Source organism: Variovorax sp. Soil_C_19 (genome assembly GCF_057657255.1).
The window spans coordinates 114,104-132,531 of the sequence record NZ_JBDGIV010000006.1; the positions used below are offsets into that span (position 1 = coordinate 114,104).

Annotated in this window: 13 protein-coding genes and 1 pseudogene; 8 read left to right on the forward strand and 6 right to left on the reverse strand. The window is 66.2% G+C overall.

Going from position 1 to position 18,428, the window contains the following annotated elements:
• Nucleotides 1-14 precede the first annotated feature (14 nt).
• The 3 genes from AC3A6R_RS14920 to AC3A6R_RS14930 are packed head-to-tail and all read left to right on the forward strand — an operon-like array spanning nt 15 to nt 3,243.
• Nucleotides 15-1,430 carry an FAD-binding oxidoreductase gene (locus AC3A6R_RS14920; RefSeq protein WP_487864731.1) on the forward strand — a complete coding sequence of 472 codons (1,416 nt, stop codon included), beginning with the start codon at nt 15-17 and terminating at the stop codon, nt 1,428-1,430.
• Between the two features lie 16 nt (nt 1,431-1,446).
• On the forward strand, nt 1,447-1,950 hold the full coding sequence (locus AC3A6R_RS14925) for a TRAP transporter small permease (RefSeq protein WP_487860489.1): 504 nt from the start codon (nt 1,447-1,449) through the stop codon (nt 1,948-1,950).
• Between the two features lie 12 nt (nt 1,951-1,962).
• Nucleotides 1,963-3,243 carry a TRAP transporter large permease subunit gene (locus tag AC3A6R_RS14930; protein WP_487864732.1) on the forward strand — a complete coding sequence of 427 codons (1,281 nt, stop codon included), beginning with the start codon at nt 1,963-1,965 and terminating at the stop codon, nt 3,241-3,243.
• 35 nt (nt 3,244-3,278) lie between these two features.
• Here the strand turns inward: AC3A6R_RS14930 and bioD are convergent, their stop codons facing one another.
• The 3 genes from bioD to bioA are packed head-to-tail and all read right to left on the reverse strand — an operon-like array spanning nt 3,279 to nt 6,608.
• Nucleotides 3,279-4,001: a dethiobiotin synthase gene (bioD, locus tag AC3A6R_RS14935; RefSeq protein WP_487864733.1), complete on the reverse strand. Its 723-nt coding sequence runs from the start codon at nt 3,999-4,001 to the stop codon at nt 3,279-3,281.
• Nucleotides 3,998-5,230 carry an 8-amino-7-oxononanoate synthase gene (gene bioF / locus AC3A6R_RS14940; protein ID WP_487864734.1) on the reverse strand — a complete coding sequence of 411 codons (1,233 nt, stop codon included), beginning with the start codon at nt 5,228-5,230 and terminating at the stop codon, nt 3,998-4,000. The genes bioD and bioF overlap by 4 nt, the downstream gene beginning before the upstream one ends.
• Nucleotides 5,214-6,608 (reverse strand): adenosylmethionine--8-amino-7-oxononanoate transaminase, encoded by a 1,395-nt coding sequence (bioA, locus tag AC3A6R_RS14945; RefSeq protein ID WP_487864735.1) that lies wholly within the window; start codon nt 6,606-6,608, stop codon nt 5,214-5,216. The genes bioF and bioA overlap by 17 nt, the downstream gene beginning before the upstream one ends.
• Nucleotides 6,609-7,156: 548 nt before the next feature.
• On the opposite strand from bioA, the gene AC3A6R_RS14950 reads away from it, so the two are divergent.
• From AC3A6R_RS14950 to rrtA, 3 genes and pseudogenes are all read left to right on the forward strand, one after another.
• Nucleotides 7,157-9,493, forward strand: coding sequence for a nitric-oxide reductase large subunit (locus AC3A6R_RS14950; RefSeq protein ID WP_487864736.1), 2,337 nt, complete (start codon nt 7,157-7,159; stop codon nt 9,491-9,493).
• A gap of 37 nt (nt 9,494-9,530) precedes the next feature.
• Nucleotides 9,531-9,632 (forward strand): annotated as a pseudogene (locus AC3A6R_RS14955) (YdeI/OmpD-associated family protein); the annotation flags it as partial.
• A 35-nt stretch (nt 9,633-9,667) separates the two neighbouring features.
• A complete protein-coding gene (gene rrtA / locus AC3A6R_RS14960) occupies nt 9,668-10,279 on the forward strand; it encodes a rhombosortase (RefSeq protein ID WP_487864737.1) in 612 nt (203 codons plus the stop codon).
• Between the two features lie 30 nt (nt 10,280-10,309).
• Here rrtA and AC3A6R_RS14965 read toward each other — a convergent pair whose 3' ends face one another.
• Both AC3A6R_RS14965 and AC3A6R_RS14970 read right to left on the reverse strand, forming a co-directional pair.
• Nucleotides 10,310-13,090 (reverse strand): endo-1,4-beta-xylanase, encoded by a 2,781-nt coding sequence (locus AC3A6R_RS14965; protein WP_487864738.1) that lies wholly within the window; start codon nt 13,088-13,090, stop codon nt 10,310-10,312.
• Nucleotides 13,091-13,149: 59 nt separating this feature from the next.
• A complete protein-coding gene (locus AC3A6R_RS14970; protein ID WP_487864739.1) occupies nt 13,150-14,367 on the reverse strand; it encodes a fumarylacetoacetate hydrolase family protein in 1,218 nt (405 codons plus the stop codon).
• Between the two features lie 141 nt (nt 14,368-14,508).
• Here AC3A6R_RS14970 and AC3A6R_RS14975 point away from each other — a divergent pair, with 141 nt between their 5' ends.
• Nucleotides 14,509-15,471: a LysR family transcriptional regulator gene (locus tag AC3A6R_RS14975; RefSeq protein WP_487864740.1), complete on the forward strand. Its 963-nt coding sequence runs from the start codon at nt 14,509-14,511 to the stop codon at nt 15,469-15,471.
• Nucleotides 15,472-15,494: 23 nt separating this feature from the next.
• Here AC3A6R_RS14975 and AC3A6R_RS14980 read toward each other — a convergent pair whose 3' ends face one another.
• Nucleotides 15,495-16,196 carry a TetR/AcrR family transcriptional regulator gene (locus tag AC3A6R_RS14980; protein ID WP_487864741.1) on the reverse strand — a complete coding sequence of 234 codons (702 nt, stop codon included), beginning with the start codon at nt 16,194-16,196 and terminating at the stop codon, nt 15,495-15,497.
• A gap of 136 nt (nt 16,197-16,332) precedes the next feature.
• Between AC3A6R_RS14980 and AC3A6R_RS14985 the strand changes: the two genes are divergently transcribed.
• Nucleotides 16,333-18,366 carry a carboxylesterase/lipase family protein gene (locus AC3A6R_RS14985; RefSeq protein ID WP_487864742.1) on the forward strand — a complete coding sequence of 678 codons (2,034 nt, stop codon included), beginning with the start codon at nt 16,333-16,335 and terminating at the stop codon, nt 18,364-18,366.
• Nucleotides 18,367-18,428 lie beyond the last annotated feature (62 nt).

Consider the following 18,428-nt stretch of genomic DNA (forward strand, 5'->3'; position numbering starts at 1 on the left):
GTTCCCGCTCCACTGTGAATTCCCGCCCTCCACTGCCTGCCGTCTTTCTCGAGAACCTGAGCCAGCTGCTGGGCGATCGCCTGTCCACCAGCGCCGCCGTGCGCGCGCACCATGGCCGCGATGAATCGGTCCTGCCGGCCATGCCGCCCGATGCGGTCGCATTCGCACGCACCACGCAGGAAGTGGTGGCCATCGTCAACCTGTGCCGCGTGCATCGCGTGCCCCTGGTGCCGTACGGCGCCGGGTCCTCGCTCGAGGGCCACACGCTGGCCGCGCAGGGGGGTCTGACATTGAATCTGCAGCAGATGGACCAGGTGCTGGCCATCCATGCGCAGGACCAGACCGCCACCGTGCAACCCGGTGTGACGCGCAAGGCGCTCAATGCGCTGCTTCGCGACACCGGCCTGTTCTTTCCCGTGGACCCCGGCGCCGATGCGAGCTTCGGCGGGATGTGCGCAACGCGCGCGTCGGGAACCAATGCGGTGCGCTACGGCACGATGCGCGAGAACGTGCTCAACCTCACCGCCGTCACGGCCGATGGCGCGGTCATCAAGACCGCACGCCGGGCCAGGAAATCGGCTGCCGGCTACGACCTGACACGGCTGTTCGTCGGCTCCGAAGGCACGCTCGGCGTGCTGGTCGAGGCCACCGTCAGGCTCTATCCCCAGCCCGAGAGCATCATGGCGGCGGTATGCGCCTTCGCGGACATCCACGCGGCGGTGGAAGCCGTCGCCCTGATCATCCAGATGGGCGTGCCCATCGCGCGTTGCGAGTTTGCAGATGGCGTGGCCATCAAGGCGCTCAACCTGTACAGCAAGACCGGGCTGCCCGAACAGCCCCATCTGTTCTTCGAGTTCCACGGCAGCGAAGCGGGCGTGCGCAAGCAGGTCGACGTGGTGCAGAGCATTGCAACGGACGGTGGCGGTGCGCAGTTCCAGTGGGCCAGCAGCCCCGAGGAACGAAGCCGGCTCTGGGAGGCTCGGCACAACATCTATTTCGCCGCGCTGCAACTGCGTCCGGGCAGCCGCTCGGTGGTCACCGACGTGTGCGTGCCGATCTCGCATCTGGCCGCCTGCGTGACCGAGACCGCGCACGACCTTCAGCGCAGCGGCATGCTCGCGCCCATCGTGGGCCATGTGGGCGACGGCAACTTCCATGTGCAGATGCTGGTCGACGGCGCCTCCCAGGCCGAACTCGACCAGGCCGAACACCTCAACGCACGCCTCGTGGCGCGCGCCCTGGCCATGGACGGCACCTGCACCGGCGAGCATGGGATCGGCCTGCACAAGCAAGGCTTCCTGCTCGACGAACTGGGCAGCGCCCCGGTCGATCTCATGCGGCAGATCAAGCGCACCATGGACCCGCACAACATCATGAACCCCGGAAAGATCTTCTCCGGGGCCGAGCCCGTGGCTGCCCCGTCTTCTTGAACGTGCACAGACAGCAATGAAACGACTGATCCACTGGTATTTCAAGGCGCTGGAACTGGTGATGGTCCTGTGCCTGGCCGCGATGTGCCTGATGGTGTTCGGCAACGTGCTGCTGCGCCACTTCTTCGATTCGGGAATCAACGTCTCCGAAGAACTGTCGCGCTTCATGTTCATCTGGCTCACCTTCCTGGGCGCCATCCTCGCGATGCGCGAAGGCGGCCACATGGGCGTGGACATGGTGGTCCGCCGGCTGACCGGCAAGGCGCAGTTCGTGGCCGTGGTGCTGGCCCAGGGCCTGGTGTTCGGGTGCTGCGCCGTCCTGCTGTGGGGCCTGATCAGGCAGTACGCGCTCAACGCAGCCAACATCGGCCTGGTGACCGGCATCTCCCTGGCCGTGGTGTATTCGGTGGCCTACCTGTGCGCAGCGTCCATTGCCATCATGGCGTTGGCCAACATGGTGCGCCTGCTGCTCGGAAAGACCAGCGCGCAGGCACTGTTGCAGACCGGCAGCACGGACTGAGGACGCACAGCCATGATCGTCACCATCTTCGTTGTTGCGCTGCTCGCCGCCATGGCGCTGGGCGTGCCGATTGCCTTTGCGCTGATGGCCTGCAGCATGGCCATGATGCTGTACATGGACTTCTTCGATGCGCAGATCATGGCGCAGAACATGTTGTCGGGCGCCGACAGCTTTCCTCTCATGGCCATTCCGTTCTTCGTGCTTGCGGGTGAGCTGATGAACGCCGGCGGCATCAGCAGGCGCATCGTGAACGTGGCCAGCGCATGGGTCGGCCACTTCAAGGGCGGCCTGGGGTATGTGGCCGTCTTCGCATGCGTGCTGATGGCGTCGCTGTCCGGCTCGGCGATCGCCGACACGGCAGCGGTGGCGGCGCTGTTGATCCCCATGATGCGCAAGGCCGGCTACGACATCCCGCGTGCCTCGGGCCTGATCGCCTCGGGCGGCATCATCGCGCCGATCATCCCGCCGTCCATCGGCTTCGTCATGCTCGGCGTCGTGGGAAACATCTCCATCACCAAGCTGTTCATTGCCGGTATCGTGCCCGGCTTGCTGATGGCCGTGGCGCTGGTGCTGACCTGGGCCTTCCAGGCCAGGCGCGGCGACATGCCGCGCGGCGAGAAGATGCCGCTGCGCGCGCGTTGGCAAGCCACCTTTGCGGGCCTCTGGGCCTTGCTGCTGCCGGTCATCATCGTGGGCGGCCTGAAGGCGGGCTACTTCACGCCGACCGAGGCCGCCGTCATTGCCGTGTTCTACGCACTGTTCGTGGGCTTCGTCGTCTACCGGGAGCTGAAGGTCGCGCAGCTGTACGCCTTGCTGCTGGCGGCCGGCAAGACCTCGGCAGTCGTGATGTTCCTCGTCGCCGCGGCGCAGGTCTCGGCCTGGCTGATTGCCGCGGCGAGCATCCCCATGGTGGTCGCAGACCTGTTGCAGCCGCTGGTGGACAGCCCGACGCTGCTGTTGCTGGTCATCCTGGTGCTGGTCTTCGTGGTGGGCACCGCGCTGGACTTCGCGCCCACGATCCTGATCATGGTGCCGGTGCTCATGCCGATCGTGAAGATGGCCGGGATCGACCCCGTCTACTTCGGCGTGCTGTTCATCATGAACAACGCCATAGGCCTGATCACCCCGCCCGTGGGCACCGTGCTCAACGTGGTCTGCGGGGTCGCCAGGGTGCGCATGGAGCCGGTGATCCGCGCGGTGCTGCCTTATCTGCTGGCGCAGCTGGGCGTGCTGCTGCTGCTGGTGCTCTTTCCGCAGATCGTGATGGTGCCTCTTCAATTCCTGACACGTTGACGATGTCCTCGAGCCAACCTGAAGCGCCGGGCGATTCAGCATGTCGCAGCGGGCCGCGATGCGGCATGCGCCGCAATGGCGCGCAAGGCCCGCAGGTCGAGGTGCCGCGCGGCGCTGGCCGGGTCGGGCTCGGCCAGGTATGGCACGACGCCGAGCAGGGGCGCGCCGAGCGCGGCGCGCAGTGTCTGTAGGTTGGCTTCGGGCGCGAGCATCGCGGGATCGATGCTGCTTGCGACCCACCCCGCCAGCAAGAGGCCGCGCGTCCGGATGGCCTCGGCCGTCAACAGCGCATGGTTGAGGCAGCCCAGCCGCATTCCCACCACGAGGATCACCGGCAGGCCCAGTGCGACGGCCAAGTCGGCGCTGTCGAAATCGTCGCCCAACGGCACGCGGAAACCGCCCACGCCTTCGACCACGACCGCCTCGGCGCGCCGCGTCAATGCCGCGAAGGCCGACAGCAAAGGCGGCAACTCGATGCGCACGCCCTCTTCGGTGGCAGCGAGGTGCGGGGCCATCGGCGCGCGCAGCAGGTAGGGACAGCGCAGCGCCAGCGGCGCGTCGGCATTGCCAGCCGCGCGCAACTGCTCGACGTCGTCGTTGCGCCATTCACCCTCGACGAAGCTCAGGCCCGCGGCCACCGGCTTCATTCCGACTGCCTTCATCCCCGATGCGGCCAGCAGGCCCAGTATCGCGCTGCTCACCAGCGTCTTGCCCACGCCCGTGTCGGTGCCCGTGACAAACCAGCGCAGCGGCATCATGCGGCGTCCCTCCAGGACTGCGCCAAGGCCTTGCCCACAGCGTCGACCAGCCGATCCACGTCGGCCTCGCTGTGGCTGGCCGACAGCGTGATCCTCAATCGCGCGGTGCCCGCAGGAACTGTCGGCGGGCGGATCGCGCCGACGCGCAAGCCGCTGGCGTCGAGGTGGGCCATCAACTGCATCGCACGTGCGTTGTCGCCGACGATCAAAGGCTGGATCGCCGTGGGCGAATCCGGCAACCAGGCGCTGCCGTCGGGCGGCAGGATCTCCCGGAGCCCACGCCGAAATTGCACGATCCTTTCTTCGAGGCGCGAGCGGCGCAGGCTGCCTTCAAGACCCTCGATCATCGCAAGACTCGCCAGCAGCGCATGCGCGATGGCCGGCGGCGCGGCGGTGCTGAAGATGTAGGGCCTCGCCCGCTGCACGAGGTAGTCGATGACGGTGCGATGCGCCGCCACGAACGCCCCCGACACGCCGGCCGCCTTGCCAAGCGTGCCGACCAACACCAGCCGTTCCGAACGCAGCGCCGCAGCTTGCAGCACGCCACGGCCGGTGGCGCCGAGCACGCCGAAGCCGTGGGCGTCGTCGAGCACGAGCCACGCGTCGTGGCGTTCCGCCAGCGCGAGCAGTTCGGCCACCGGCGCGATGTCGCCGTCCATGCTGAAGACGGCATCGCTCACGATCAGCTTGACGGGCGCGTTGCAGGCGCCGAGCTGTGCGTCGAGCGCGGCAACTCCGCGGTGCGGGTAGCGCTCGACGCGCGCCTTGGCCAGCCGCGCACCATCGATCAGCGACGCATGGTTGAGCGACTCGGAGAAGATCACGGCCTCCGCACCGCCGAGCGCCGAGAGAACAGCAAGGTTCGCCATGTAGCCCGTGCAGAAGAACAGGCTCTGCGCCTTCGGAATGTACGGGGCCATCCAGGAAGCCAGCCGATCCTCGAGTTCGGCATGCGCGCGCGAGTGGCCCAGGACGAGGTGCGAGCCACCGCTGCCCGTGCCGTAGCGCGCCGCGCCTTCTGCCATCGCAGCGGCCAGCGCCGGATGCGCGGCGAGGCCCAGGTAATCGTTGCTGCTGAAGCAAAGCATCGCGCGCTGTGCGGCCGAACCGGCAAGCGTGAGCGACTGCCCGGGTGCGCAGGCTGTCTCGGCGATCTGCCGGAAGCGGCGCAGCGACTGCGCGTCGAGGGCTGCGATCTCGTGCTGCAGGCGGTCAAGCAAGCGCGACATCGTCTTCTCCTTGCGTGCGGGTGGAGGCTGCCACGTCCTTCAGCGTGGCGATCGTTCCGTCGACGAGCAGGTCGATCTCGCTCTCGCCGATCGCATACGGCGGCATGAGGTAGACCGTCGCGCCGATCGGGCGCATCAGCAGTCCGTTCGCCCTGGCAGCCAGGTGGAAACGTTCGGCGAAGCGGGATCCGGGCGCACGCACGTCGAAGGCGGCGATCATGCCGCGCTGGCGCAGGTGATCGACCGGCATGCCCCGCAGAGCCTCGCGCAGGCGCGCGTTCATCCGTTCTGCACGGCCGCGGTTGCGCCGTAGCGCGTCCTCCTGCTCGAACAGGTCCAGCGTTGCGAGCGCAGCGCGGCAGGCCAACGCATTGCCAGTGTAGGAATGCGAATGCAGGAAGCTGCGCGCCACGTCGTCGTCCACGAAGCCCTGGTAGATTTCGTCGCGCGCCATCACCAGCGCCAGCGGCAGGTAGCCACCGCTGATGCCTTTCGAAAGGCACAGAAGATCCGGCCAGATGCCGGCCTGTTCGCACGCGAAGAAGCTGCCCGTGCGGCCGCACCCGACGGCGATCTCATCGGCGATCAGGTGCACGCCGTAGCGGTCGCACAGCGCGCGCACGAGGCGCAGGTATTCGGGGTCGTGCATCGCCATGCCGGCCGCGCATTGCACCAGCGGCTCGACGATCACGGCGGCTATCGACTCATGCTGCTGCGCGAGCAGCGTCTCGAGATCCGCGGCGGCACGGCGCGCCACCGCGACGGAATCCTCACCGGCTCGGGCGGCCCGTGCGTCGGGCGATGCAACGTGGTGTGCGTCGGCCAGCAGCGGGCCGTAGGCGCCGCGGAACACCGGTACCTCAGTGACATGCAGTGCGCCCAGCGTTTCGCCGTGGTAGCCTTGCCGCACTGCGACGAAACGCTGCTTGCCGCTGCGGCCCGCGTTGCGCCACGCGTGGTAGCTCATCTTCAAGGCGATCTCCACGGCAGAGGCCCCATCCGATGCATAGAAGCAGTGGCCCAGCGCATTTCCGCTGAGCGCGGCCAGCCGTTCGGCCAACTCGACGGCCGGCGCGTGCGTGCAGCCCGCGAGCATCACATGCGAGAGCGTATCGATCTGGTCCTTCAACGCAGCATTGATGGCAGGATGGGCGTGGCCGAACAGGTTGACCCACCACGAACTCGTCGCGTCGAGGTAGCGACGTCCGTCGTGATCAAACAGCCACACGCCCTTGCCCCTTGCGATGGGCAGCGGCGGCACCGCTTCGAGCCGGATGCTCTGCGTGCAGGGATGCCACACATGTTGCCGGCTGCGCTGCTGCCAACGGGTGTTTTTCGATGGCGCGGGCAGCAGGGAAGAATTGATCGGAGAGGCCATTCATTGCGTGCTGGAGTTGCGAAGGGCGCGATCGTATCGACGCGCCTCGCGTGCGACAAACCACTGGATCGGCGTCGAACATCCGCGCCGAAGCCCGAGCTTGGGTCGGGTACGCGGCGAGTTACGCGCAACGCCGCGCAACATGGCCGCTTTTCAGCGGACCCCGCACCGGCGACGAGAGCGCAAGTTGTCGTTCTTGCGATAGATATAGCTGCGCAATGTCGCTCGAACTCAGCGGCCGCGGACCGTTTTTTGTAGTCGGACAGCTCTATGGCGGACTCTCGCTATCGCCCGCTGCCGGCTGGTTTCCGGCGAACGGATTCGCGCAACGCAGGCATTGGCGCTGTTGATGGAGAGCGTGCCGTGCGCGCCCTGAAGCGCCTATAGTGGGTCGTCAAGCCTCCGAAGCACGAGCTGCTGGCCACTGCCGCCGCATCGTTCCCTGACCAAGGAGGTCTCATGCACCGCTTTCTTTCCAATGGCCGCGACCACCTGACTGGAGTCTCCGCACGCTCGACCGCCGTCGCTCTTAATCTACGGAGACTTGCATGACCAGCACTCGCAAGCTCTGGACGGCGCTGGCCGTTCTGCTGGTGACCTCGTTCGCTGTACTGCTGTGGGCTGGTGGGGAGATCTTTCGCGCCGCGCCGCCAATGCCCGAGAAGGTCGTGGCGCAAGACAGCGCCGTCCTTTATACCCGTGGCGACATCGAAAGAGGCCGCCAGGTTTGGCAGTCGACAGGTGGCATGCAGCTGGGATCGATCTGGGGCCACGGCGCCTACGTTGCGCCCGACTGGAGCGCGGACTGGCTCCATCGTGAAGCGACCGCAGTGCTGGACATATGGGCGCGCGGCCAGGGTGCCGACGTCACGTACGCGCAGCTATCTGCAGAGCAGCAGTCCGCCCTGCTCGGTCGCCTGCAGGCAATGATGCGCGAAAACACTTTCGATCCCCAGACAAGGACGATCACGGTAACGGGTGACCGGGCCGCCGCCATGTCCATCGTCGCTGCGCACTACGTCAGTCTTTTCGGCAATGACAGCGCAACTGCCGAGCTGCGCGAGCAGTATGCGATGAAGGAATCCACGGTCGGTACGGCCGAAAACCGGCGCGCACTTGGCGCCTTTTTTTGGTGGACGGCGTGGGCTGCCACCACCGAACGCGCCGACAAGCCTGGGGACCTGCCCGCGCCCGACACCGGTGGCATGACCGCCAAGAAGGTGACATACACGAACAACTGGCCCTCGGAGCCGCTCGTGGGCAACGTGCCCCCGCCGGCGCTCTGGGTCTGGTCGGCCTTCAGCGTTCTGTTCCTGATCGCAGGCATCGCCATCCTGGGCTGGCACCACGCGATCACCCATGGACGCGCCGAAGAAGCGCGCGCGGTTCCGACCAGCGATCCCTTCGCATCGCTGCGGATAACACCATCGATGCGCGCCACTGCCAAGTATTTCTGGGTGGTTCTTGCGTTGTTCCTTCTGCAGATCCTGCTCGGCGCGATCACCGCCCACTACCAGGTCGAGGGGCAGGCCGCCTACGGCTTCGCGTTGTCCAACTACCTGCCCTATTCGCTCGCGCGGACATGGCACACCCAACTGGCGGTGCTCTGGATCGCGACAGCGTGGCTGGCCACCGGGCTGTACATTGCTCCGGCGCTTTCGGGCCATGAACCCAAGTACCAGCGATTCGGCGTCAACTTCCTGTTCGTATCGCTGCTGCTCATCGTGAGCGGAGGGTTTGCCGGCCAGTGGTTCGCGGTGATGCAGATCCTGCCCCTGGACTACAACTTCTGGTTTGGACACCAGGGCTGGGAGTACGCCGACCTGGGGCGGTTCTGGCAGTGGTACCTTTTCATCGGCCTGCTGCTCTGGGTCGTGATGGTTGGACGAGCCTTGTGGCCGATCTTGAAAGGACCGTCCAGTCACTCCAAATCGATCGTGGGGCTGCTGTTCCTTTCGACGGTCGCCATCGGCCTCTTCTACGCATCGGCACTGATGTGGGGCGAGCACACCCACCTCTCCGAGGTGGAGTATTGGCGCTGGTGGTTGGTGCATTTGTGGGTCGAAGGATTCTTCGAAGTGTTTGCCACCGCGGTCATGGCGTTGATCTTCACTCGCCTGGGGCTGATCAGGACATCAAGCGCCAACATCGCGGTGCTGTTCGCGACGATCATCTTCATGTCGGGCGGTGTCCTGGGCACCCTCCACCACCTCTACTTCATCGGCACGCCGATTTCGGTGGTCGCACTGGGCGCCAGCTTCAGCGCACTCGAAGTCGTGCCGCTGGCCTATCTGGGCTTCGAGGCGTACCACACCTGGAAGATGGGGCAGGCAACGCCCTGGATGGCTCGCTACCGCTGGCCCGTGATGTTTTTCATCGCGGTGTCATTCTGGAACCTGGTGGGTGCGGGGCTGTTCGGCTTCCTGATCAACCCGCCTCTGTCCCTCTACTACATGCAGGGCCTCAACCTCACTCCGTTGCATGCCCACACTGCACTGTTCGGCGTCTACGGCATGCTGGGCATCGCACTGATCCTGTTCTGCCTGCGTGGCCTGCGCGGACACATGGTCTGGAACACCGGGATGCTGAAGCTTTCGTTCTGGTCGCTCAATCTCGGGCTGGCCCTGATGGGCGTGCTGACCTTGCTGCCACTGGGCACGCTGCAGTTGCTGGCGGCGATTGAGCACGGTTACTGGTATGCGCGTTCAGCAGCGTTCATGCAGAAGCCCATCGTGGAAGCGCTGGTCTGGATGCGCACGCCGGGCGACATCCTCTTCAGTGTGGGTGCATTCGCTCTGGCCTGGTTCGTGCTGAGGCTATGGATCGCACCCCGACGAGACCCTGGGCTGGCTGGTGAGGTGGAAGCGCCCGGCAGCCCATCTTGAATGGGCCCGGCGCTGCGGCAAGGATGGTGGCCGCCAAGCCGTGAAGCCCGAGACGCGTGCCAGGCGCATCGCCCAGCTGGTGGAGAAGCTCGCACGCGGCGAGGCCATCCACATCTTCGAGCCCGCTGCCAAGGCGTGACGATCACCCGCAAGCTAACGGCACAATCCGCCACCGTGCAACCTCTTCCACAGCGGTCCTTCGCCAATTGGCTCGTTCCCGTCGCGCTCGCCTGCCTCATACTGGCCTTGCAGGCGGGCGGTGAGCCGGTGTACGAAGCGCTGCGCTACGAACGCGCGGCCGTGCTCGACGGGCAGTACTGGCGCCTGCTTTCGGCGCATGCGGTGCATCTCGGCTGGGCGCACTGCCTGATGAACACTGGCGGGCTGGCGCTGTGCGCCGCGTTCGCGGCAGGCACTCGCAGCGGGCGTGCCTGGGCGGCCGCGATGGTTGTGCTGGCCTTCGGCGTGGGGATCCTGCTGATGGCTGCATCGCCCCAGGCCACGAACTACGCGGGCCTCTCCGGCGTGCTCTATGGGCTGTTCATCTGGGTGCTGGCGCCGCGTGCGTGGCACGGCGATCGCGTGGCCTGGATCGTCATGGTGGCCGTCATCGCACGCATCGGCTGGCAGATGTTCCATCCGCCTTCGGACGCGCAGCGTGCGCTGATCGGCGGCGAGGTGATGGTCGAGGCGCACCTGTACGGCGCGCTGTGCGCAGGAGCGCTCTGCCTCTGGCAGGGCGCGTGGCCGCACTTGCCGCGGGCAAAGGCCGGCGCCGAGGACTGACCTCGGCGCCCGCTTCACAGCTTCACAGCTTCAGGGCCGGCGGCGGCGGACGAGCGCAAGCGCTGCGAGGCCAGCCAGCGCCAGCGCGAGGTCGCCCGCGTCGAACGATCCGCCGCGCCTGGTGAATGGGAAGGCGATCGCCATCCCCGGCGACGCAGGGGGCTGTGTCGTCGGCGGCGGCTCATTGTTCGGCGCCTGGGGCTCGATGTCGTAGGCATAGAGCTTGACGCTCGTTCCCTCCGCGGGACCCTCCGCCTGCATGGCGACGAACCCGCCAACCGATGCCTGCCGCTGGCTGATGGCGTTCCCGGCGTCCCTGTTCGGCGTCTCGCCATCGCTAACTTCCTTCAGGACATGGTGTTGTTTGACACCGTCCTTGTCGGAATACTGGAACATCTTCATCTCGCCGGTCTTCGGGTCGATGGGCGTGTTGAACCAGACCGCCTGATCGAGCGATCTCTCGGCGATCTGCGAGCCCTCCTGGCCGTTCGTCTGGCGCGTGATCAGCGAGTGCTGGTTCCCCACGACGGTGCCATTCGCGCCATTGCCTCTGAACATCACATGCGGGTAGACATTGGTGCCATGGATGAAGCTCTGCATCGTGTGCCCTTCCTCCGCGGCGTACGGCCCTGCTGCAGGGCTCTTTGCCTCTTCGAAGACGAACTTGAGGTTGTCCTGAGCCAGAGCGGGCTCGCTCGCGGGCGCATTCGAATTGGGCAAGGGCACAAGGATGTCGCCACGGACGATGACAGGCGTGCGCGACAGCGATTCAGGCGAGGCCGTGGTCGCGGGCTTGCTTCGATTGGTCAAAGCAGCGGCTTGTGTCTGTCCGTTGAGATCCGACGCCCCGGACACGACCATGTACGTCCTCCCGGGTTCGATTCTCGTGGCGAGCCGCCAGGCTTTTTCCGTCGCTGCATGCTTTTGCAACCGCAGTCCGACCGGATTGTTGATCGGGTCTCGTGAGGACAGGACGAGCGTGTTGTGGCCATGTTTCGGCACCGCCTTCATTTCCGTGACGCCGGTCGCTCTCGCCATGCCGTCGTTCCCGTAGGAGGTCTTGTACTGCTTGAATGGGGTCACACCGTCACTGAAGCGGACTTCCGCATACGAGAGGGGTGCCTCCAGTGCGTTGGCGGCATCCATCCAGCCGACGGTCATCTTGCCGAAGGACAGCACGAACGTCGCCGTGTTCTCCACGTGGGCAGCCGCCGGTGCGGGCCCCCTCGCGGTCACCGTCACGTGGCAGGGCTTGCCGGGAATCACAGCGCAGTCGGGCGGGTTGAACTTCATGCTCTCGACGGCAAACCCCGAGGGCAGGGAGACGTTGGCAGCGGTGAAGACGACGTTCTTCGTGTCGACCGGCACGTTGATGTCGAGCATCGCCTGAGCGTTCTTGCCGCCCCAGGTCCGGGCTTTGAAGGATTCGCCGCCATAGCTGAAAGTGGCGGTCACGCCGTTCGGCGGCAAGCCCGCATCGATGAGGTACTGCTCCGGGTTCGTCGTGGCCCAGTACGCCTCCTTGGGTTTGCCGACGCTGGACCACGGGTACCCGTTGGTGTGATAGCCCGGGTCCGTCATCCCCCACCAGGTAACCCGGTGCACGCCTCCCTTGTACTCAGGGTGACGACCTCCCGGGCCGGCGGCGTATTCCTTGAGCAGGCTGAAAAGTTTCGCGTACTGGATGCCCTGCTCCATGAACAGGGCCTCCATTTCGGGGCCATTCTGGATCCGCTGTCCTTTGTCCAGGCCCAGGTTCGGCGCGAGATCCAGCTCGGTCAGATCGACATTCGCGCCGGTTTCGAGATAGGTCTTGATGGTCCGCTCGAAGGCGTCGAGGTTGAGCCTCATGTCCCAATGCCCCTGCGTGCCGATGACGTCGATCAGCGGCCTGGGCTTGCCCTTGGCGTCCAGGAGGATCCGCCCCTTGCCGGCAGCCGATTCGGCCGCGTACCGTTCATTGAATTCCTTGACCATCGCAGCGATCGCCGTGGCCTTCGAGGCGCGCTCGTTGTCGTTGAAGTCGTTGTAGTTCAGGATGGCCGTCGTGTTCTGGCGCGCGTAATAGAAAGCGTCATACATGTATTCCCAGCTCTTCCCACCCTTGGCATAGGCTTGCGCCCATCGGGCCGGCCGCTCCTCGGGACTGTAGCCCGTTCGCAGGGCGTTCCTCCAGTCGGCGGGGTTGTCGGGGTTGTCCTTGAACGCTTCGTTGACGACGTCCCATGAGTAGGCCTTGAAGGGTTCCCGATCGAAATGGCCGGCCACGGTCCGCACGTAGTGCTCCAGACCGGTCTTCGCCGTTGCGTAGTCCCACGGCGTTTCCCATCCGCCGTTCGAAGTCAGGACGTTGGGGGCCGGCCATTGCGCCGACTGGTTGTGCCAGAGCAGCACGTGCCCGGTGACCTTGACGCCGCGCGCATTGGCCGCGCTGATGTCGGCGTTGATGCCCGAGGTCAGATTGGTAAGGAAATTGGGGGTGAGATTGCTCATCCCCCCATTCCAGAAATCGGGCTTCATCGCGTTGCTCGGCGTCACCGCGTTGAAGTGTTTCAGGGTCATGGCGGCGACCGAGTTTTCACCCGGCACCACCTCGGCGCCGAAGTTGCGCGCGTCGAGATTGGTGCTGCCGATCAGGAAGTAGTTCTTGTACACGTCCTTCAGCGCCGGCCAGGCCGCAGGATCCGAAGGCCGATCAGCCGCCAGGGCAGCGCTCGCGATCACGAGTCCGGTTGGCAGCGAAATCAAAAGCCGCATGAAGCCAGGTCTGCTGCGCCCCCTCGCAGATCCACGTTCGATGGTCAGATGCATGCTTGTCTCCTTGGGTTGAAAGGACTCACTCCGGGCGGGTTCCAGGCGGTGGCCGGCCGTCACAGCCGTCCCCCCTGCAGCAGACCGCGCTCGGCCAGGTTGCCGATGAATGCACGCAGGCCGAAGCGCCAGGGCGGCGCGGCCTCGCAATGCGTCACCCGATTCAGGAGGCAGCCCAGCCAGGGGCTGTGGATGCTGACCATGTCGCCCAGCTTGTGGGTGAACCCGCCGCCAGGCTCGTCCCGGTCTTCGGTGGGCGCGAACAGCGTTCCCAGGAACAGCATGAAGCCGTCGGGATACTGGTGGCAGGCCAGTGTCTGCGCCACCAGGTCGACCGGGTCGCGGCTGATGCTGGCCATGGTGTTGATGCCCCGCAGCGTATAGCCGTCGTCGCCGGCCACCTGCAGGTGCACGGTCTCGTGGCGCAGCTGATCGAGGCCGAAGTGGCCATCGAACAGGCGGATGAAGGGGCCGATGGCGCAGGACGCGTTGTTGTCCTTGGCCTTGCCGAGCAGCAGCGCACTGCGGCCTTCGATGTCGCGCAGGTTGACGTCGTTGCCCAGCGCGGCGCCGACGATGTCACCACGGCTGTTGACGGCCAGCACCACCTCGGGCTCGGGGTTGTTCCAGGTCGATTCGGCGCGGATGCCGATGTCCTGGCCATGCCCCACCGATGCCAGCACGGGCGCCTTGGTGAAGACCTCGGCATCGGGGCCGATGCCGACCTCCAGGTATTGCGACCACAGCTTCTGCTGCTGCAGCAGGTTCTTCAACGCCAGTGCCTGGGCCGAGCCGGGGCGGATGTCGGACAGGCTGGTGCCGATCGACGCGGTGATCTGGCTGCGTAGCGCGAGCGCACGACTGGCGTCGCCGCCGGCCTGCTCCTCGATCACGCGTTCGATCATGCTGCCGGCAAAAGTCACGCCCGCGGCCTTGACGACCTGCAGGTCGCAGGGCGCCAGCAGCCAGGGAACGGCGGGGTCCTGGCCTTCCGCCTTGCTGTTGTCGAGCAGCGCATCGACGCTGCACAGGAACTCGCCGGCCACTGAACGCACAGCTTGCGCCGGATGGTCCGTCTCCAGCAGCGTACTCATGGTGGCGAAGTGCTTGCTCAGATCGAACACGCCCTCCGGGCGCAGCACCACCACGGCCGGGCCCGCGGGCGTGCCGGCACGCCAGACACGGCCGACGAGCGTTCCGGCCAGGCCGTCCTGCGGCAGCACCTGGTGCAGGCCATCGGTGCGCACCGGCGCCAGGTCCAGTGATCTGATTTTCATGATGTCTCCGGAATGGATACGCGGCGTGCGCCGACCTTGCCGCGACTCGCCGGCTCTCTGCGGGGCCGTGCTTGATCGACCCGAAGGCTAGGTCACGGCCCCCTGACGGTCCACTGACTTTTTCGGTAGCATCCATTCCAAATGCTTATGAGTTCAGGCAAGACTTCGGACAAACCCCTGCTGCTGGCGCAAGTCTCGAGACTGCGTTTCCGGCATCTGCAGTTTCTCGACATCCTGGGAAAGACGCGCAATCTGCGCCTGACTGCCGAGCAGATGCACATCACGCAGCCGGCGGCCACCAAGGTGTTGATGGACATCGAGGAGATGCTGGAAGCGCGCCTGTTCGATCGCCTGCCGCGCGGCATGCAACCCAATGAGTTGGGGCTCTTCACGTTGCGCTATGCGCACTCGGCACTCGACGGCCACCGCAAGTTCGTCGACGAGTTCAGCAATCTGAAGCTCGGCGGGCACGGCCATTTGTCGATCGGCGCCATCTCGGGTGCGGCGGCGCATCTGCTGATCGCCGCAGTGGCCGAGCTGCAGCGGCTGCGGCCGCTGCTGGTGGTGAAGGTGCAGGAACAAAGCAGCGATCAGCTGATCGTGTGGCTGTCCGAGCGAAAGATCGACGTGATGATCGGCCGTTTCACCGATGAATCCCAGCGCGACCAGTTCCACTACGAAAACCTGACCGGTGAAAGGTTGCAGGTCACCGCAGGCGTGCACCATCCGCTGCGCGGACCGAGCACCACCGGACTGAGGGAGCTCTCGAACTGGCCGTGGATTCTGTATCCGACATCCACGGCGCTGCGCAAGGTGTCGGATGACATCTTCCACAGCCGAGGCCTGTCGCTCACCTCGGGCATCGTCGAGACGTCGTCGTTCCTGATCGCGCTGGAGCTGATGCAGAGCACGACCATGCTGTCGCTGCAGCCCGCCGCGCTGGTAGAAAAGTACGTGCGGCGCGGCCTGCTGACGCGCATTGCGGTCGAGCTCCCCAACCGCATACCCGACTTCGGCCTGATCACACTGCAAGGCGAGCCCCCCAGCACGGCCGTGCAGGCGTTCATGGACGTGATCCGCAACATGGCGGACCAAGAGGCCTGACCAGTCGGTCGAAGCGAATCGCGCTATGCCGCGTTCGCAGGCACCGGAGACGGATGCCGGATGCCGGCCTCCAGGTAGTCCATGAACAGGGCGCGTTCCTGCGCTTCGTTGCCGCGGCGGCCGATGCTCAGCGGCCCGAACGGTGAGCGCTTCGCGTAGCTGCGGTACGAGATGCCGTAGTACAGCGAGTTCATGGTGAGCAGCAGGCGGAACTTCAGATGCTCCGTCTCGAGGTTGGGCATCAGCATGCCCAGGCGCTCGAGCGTGAGCGTGAGCAGGTCGCGGTGCAGGTCGGCCGAGATGCGCTGCCCCTCTTCGCCGAAGTCCCAACCCAGTCGGCCGATGAAACACACGGCGTCGCGCCCCAGTCCGGGCTCGGCCAGCATGTCGATCATCGGACCGAAGGCTGCCTCCAGCACCTCGCGCACGCCGTGGCCGCGCGCACTGTCCGCACTCAATGCGTTCAGGCGCTCCAGGCACCGCGGTTCGAGGATGCGCTTGAGCATCTGCGCCACTTCGCGCACCACGCTCTCGCGATTGCCGAAGTGATAGTGCAGCGCCGACAGGTTGCTGGCGCCCGCAGCGGCCACGATGCGCCGCAACGACACGGCATTCATGCCTTCGCGAGCGAACAGGCGCATGGCTTCGAGCAGCAGACGCTCCCGCGTGCCGGTGCATGCGACATCGCGGCGGGTGTCCTGGGCGGGCGTCGGAGGCTTGGGCATGGCGTCGCGATTGTGACGCGCACGGCGGGTCATCCCTAATTCAAGTGAATTAATTCAGTGGAATTATGGCTGCTGTGAAAAGCGCGCGCCATGCGCTGGCCGTGCCCGCAGACATCCCGATTTGAAGGAGACGAACATGACGAGAGACAGGAAGACCCTCGATGCGCGCGCATCGAAGCGATGGTGGCTGCCGGCCCTCGTGGGCAGCGCGCTCGTGCTGGGCTGCGGTGGCGGCAACGGCGGAGGCGGTGGCGGCTTCGCCTTCGTGCCGCCGCCCGCGCCCGACACGCAGCCGCGGCTGTCGGGCACCTTCGCCGGCGGGCCGGTGGTCGGGCTGAACTACAGCGGCTCCGTGTCTGGCGCGCGCACCACCGATGACGAGGGGCGCTTCCTGTACGCATCGGGCGAAACGGTCAGCTTCTCTATCGGTGCACTCGTGCTGGGCTCGGCCGCCGGCGCCGAATCGCTGTCGCCGCTGAGCCTCAGCGAAGGCGCTGCGTCCCCCGCCGACCCGCAGGTGAGCAACAAGCTGGTGCTGCTGCAGACCCTGGACGCCGATGGCGACCTGAACAACGGCATCCAGATCACGGACCCGATTCGCGACACGGTCTCCAGACACGCCGCTTCCATCGACTTCGCGCAGCCCTCGGCCGCCTTCCGCACCAGCCTGGCGACCGTGCTGGCTGAGCTGGAGCAGGCCAACGCCTTCTCCGATCCGGACCCGCGCCCGCGCACGGCGCGCACGGCCAGCGCGGCGCAGGAGCAGTTCGTGCGCGCCAACAGCGTGCGACATGTGGTGAGCACCACGGGCGGCTCGCTGCGCGGCTTCGAGGCCACGCCGACCACCTGGCAGTACCTGGGCATTCCGTATGCGCAGCCGCCCGTGGGTGATCTGCGCTGGCGCGCGCCGCAGGCGGCCCTGCCCTGGAGCGGCGTGCGCGAGGCCACCGCGTGGTCCAACCAGGCCGCGCAGGTGCCCGCGCTGGAGCGCTTTGGCGAAGGTGGCATGAGCGAAGACTCGCTGTACCTGAACGTGACAGCGCCCAAGGGCGCGTCGAAGCTGCCCGTGATGGTGTGGTTCCATGGCGGCGGCTTCACCGCGCTGACCAGCAACACCAAGCCCTTCAACAACGCGAAGGCCTTGGTGACGAAGGGCGTCGTGCAGGTTTCGGTGAACCACCGGCTCGGCGCGTTCGGCTACATCGCGCATCCGGCCCTGTCGGCCGAAAGCGGCTATGGCGGCTCGGGCAACTATGGGCAGTTGGACCTGATCATGGCGCTGGAATGGGTCAAGGCCAACATCGCCGCCTTCGGTGGAGACCCGCGCAACGTGACAGTCTTCGGCGAGTCGGGCGGCGGCCGGAAGGTGCTGTCGCTCATGGCCTCGCCCCGTGCCAGCGGGCTCTTCCACAAGGCCATCAGCCAGAGCGGCACGCTGATCCGGGACACGCGCACGCTGGCCTCGGCCGAGGCCATCGGCCTGGAACTGCAGAAGCGACTGGGTGCGGCCTCCGTCGAGGACATGCGCAAGCGCCCCTGGACCGAGGTCGTCGCCGCAGCCGCCACGCTGGTGCCCTACACCAACATCGACAAGCACTACCTGCCGCACAGCGAGCGCGTGAGCTTCGAGTCGCGCACCCACAACGACGTGCCCTTCCTGGGCGTTGTGAACACCAACGACACGCCCGATCCGATCCAGACGGCCAAGAACGTCTTCCCCTGGATGGCACAGCACAGCGCAAGCCCGCACTACACCGCGCTGTTCAGCCAGGTGCCCGGTGGCTGGCGCGCGCGCGGCGTGCAGACCTATCACTCGGGCGAGCTGGCCTATGTCTTCAACGCCCCCGAAAGCGTGGTGACGCACTACCTGCTGGACCTGGTGATCGATCCGGCCACCGGCCAAAAGCTGGTCATCGGCGACCTCAATGGCAATGGCGTCACGGGGTCGGCCGGTGACACGCAGGACATCCTGGCGTCGGCCGGCATCGACGGTGTCGACCTGCAGGCCGTTCAGAACAGCATGGCCATCTGGACGCAGTTCGCCCGTTCCGGAAGCCCGAGCGTGGCGGGACTGGTGGACTGGCCCGTGTTCACCCCCGCAAGCGACGCCTACGTGGACCTGGGCGCGACGCCCACGGTCAAGTCCGGTTTCTCGCACGTCTTTCCCTGAGCCCTTGATCGCGCCGTCGGCGATGTGGCCGACGGCATCCCCTCTTCTCTTTGGAGACCCCA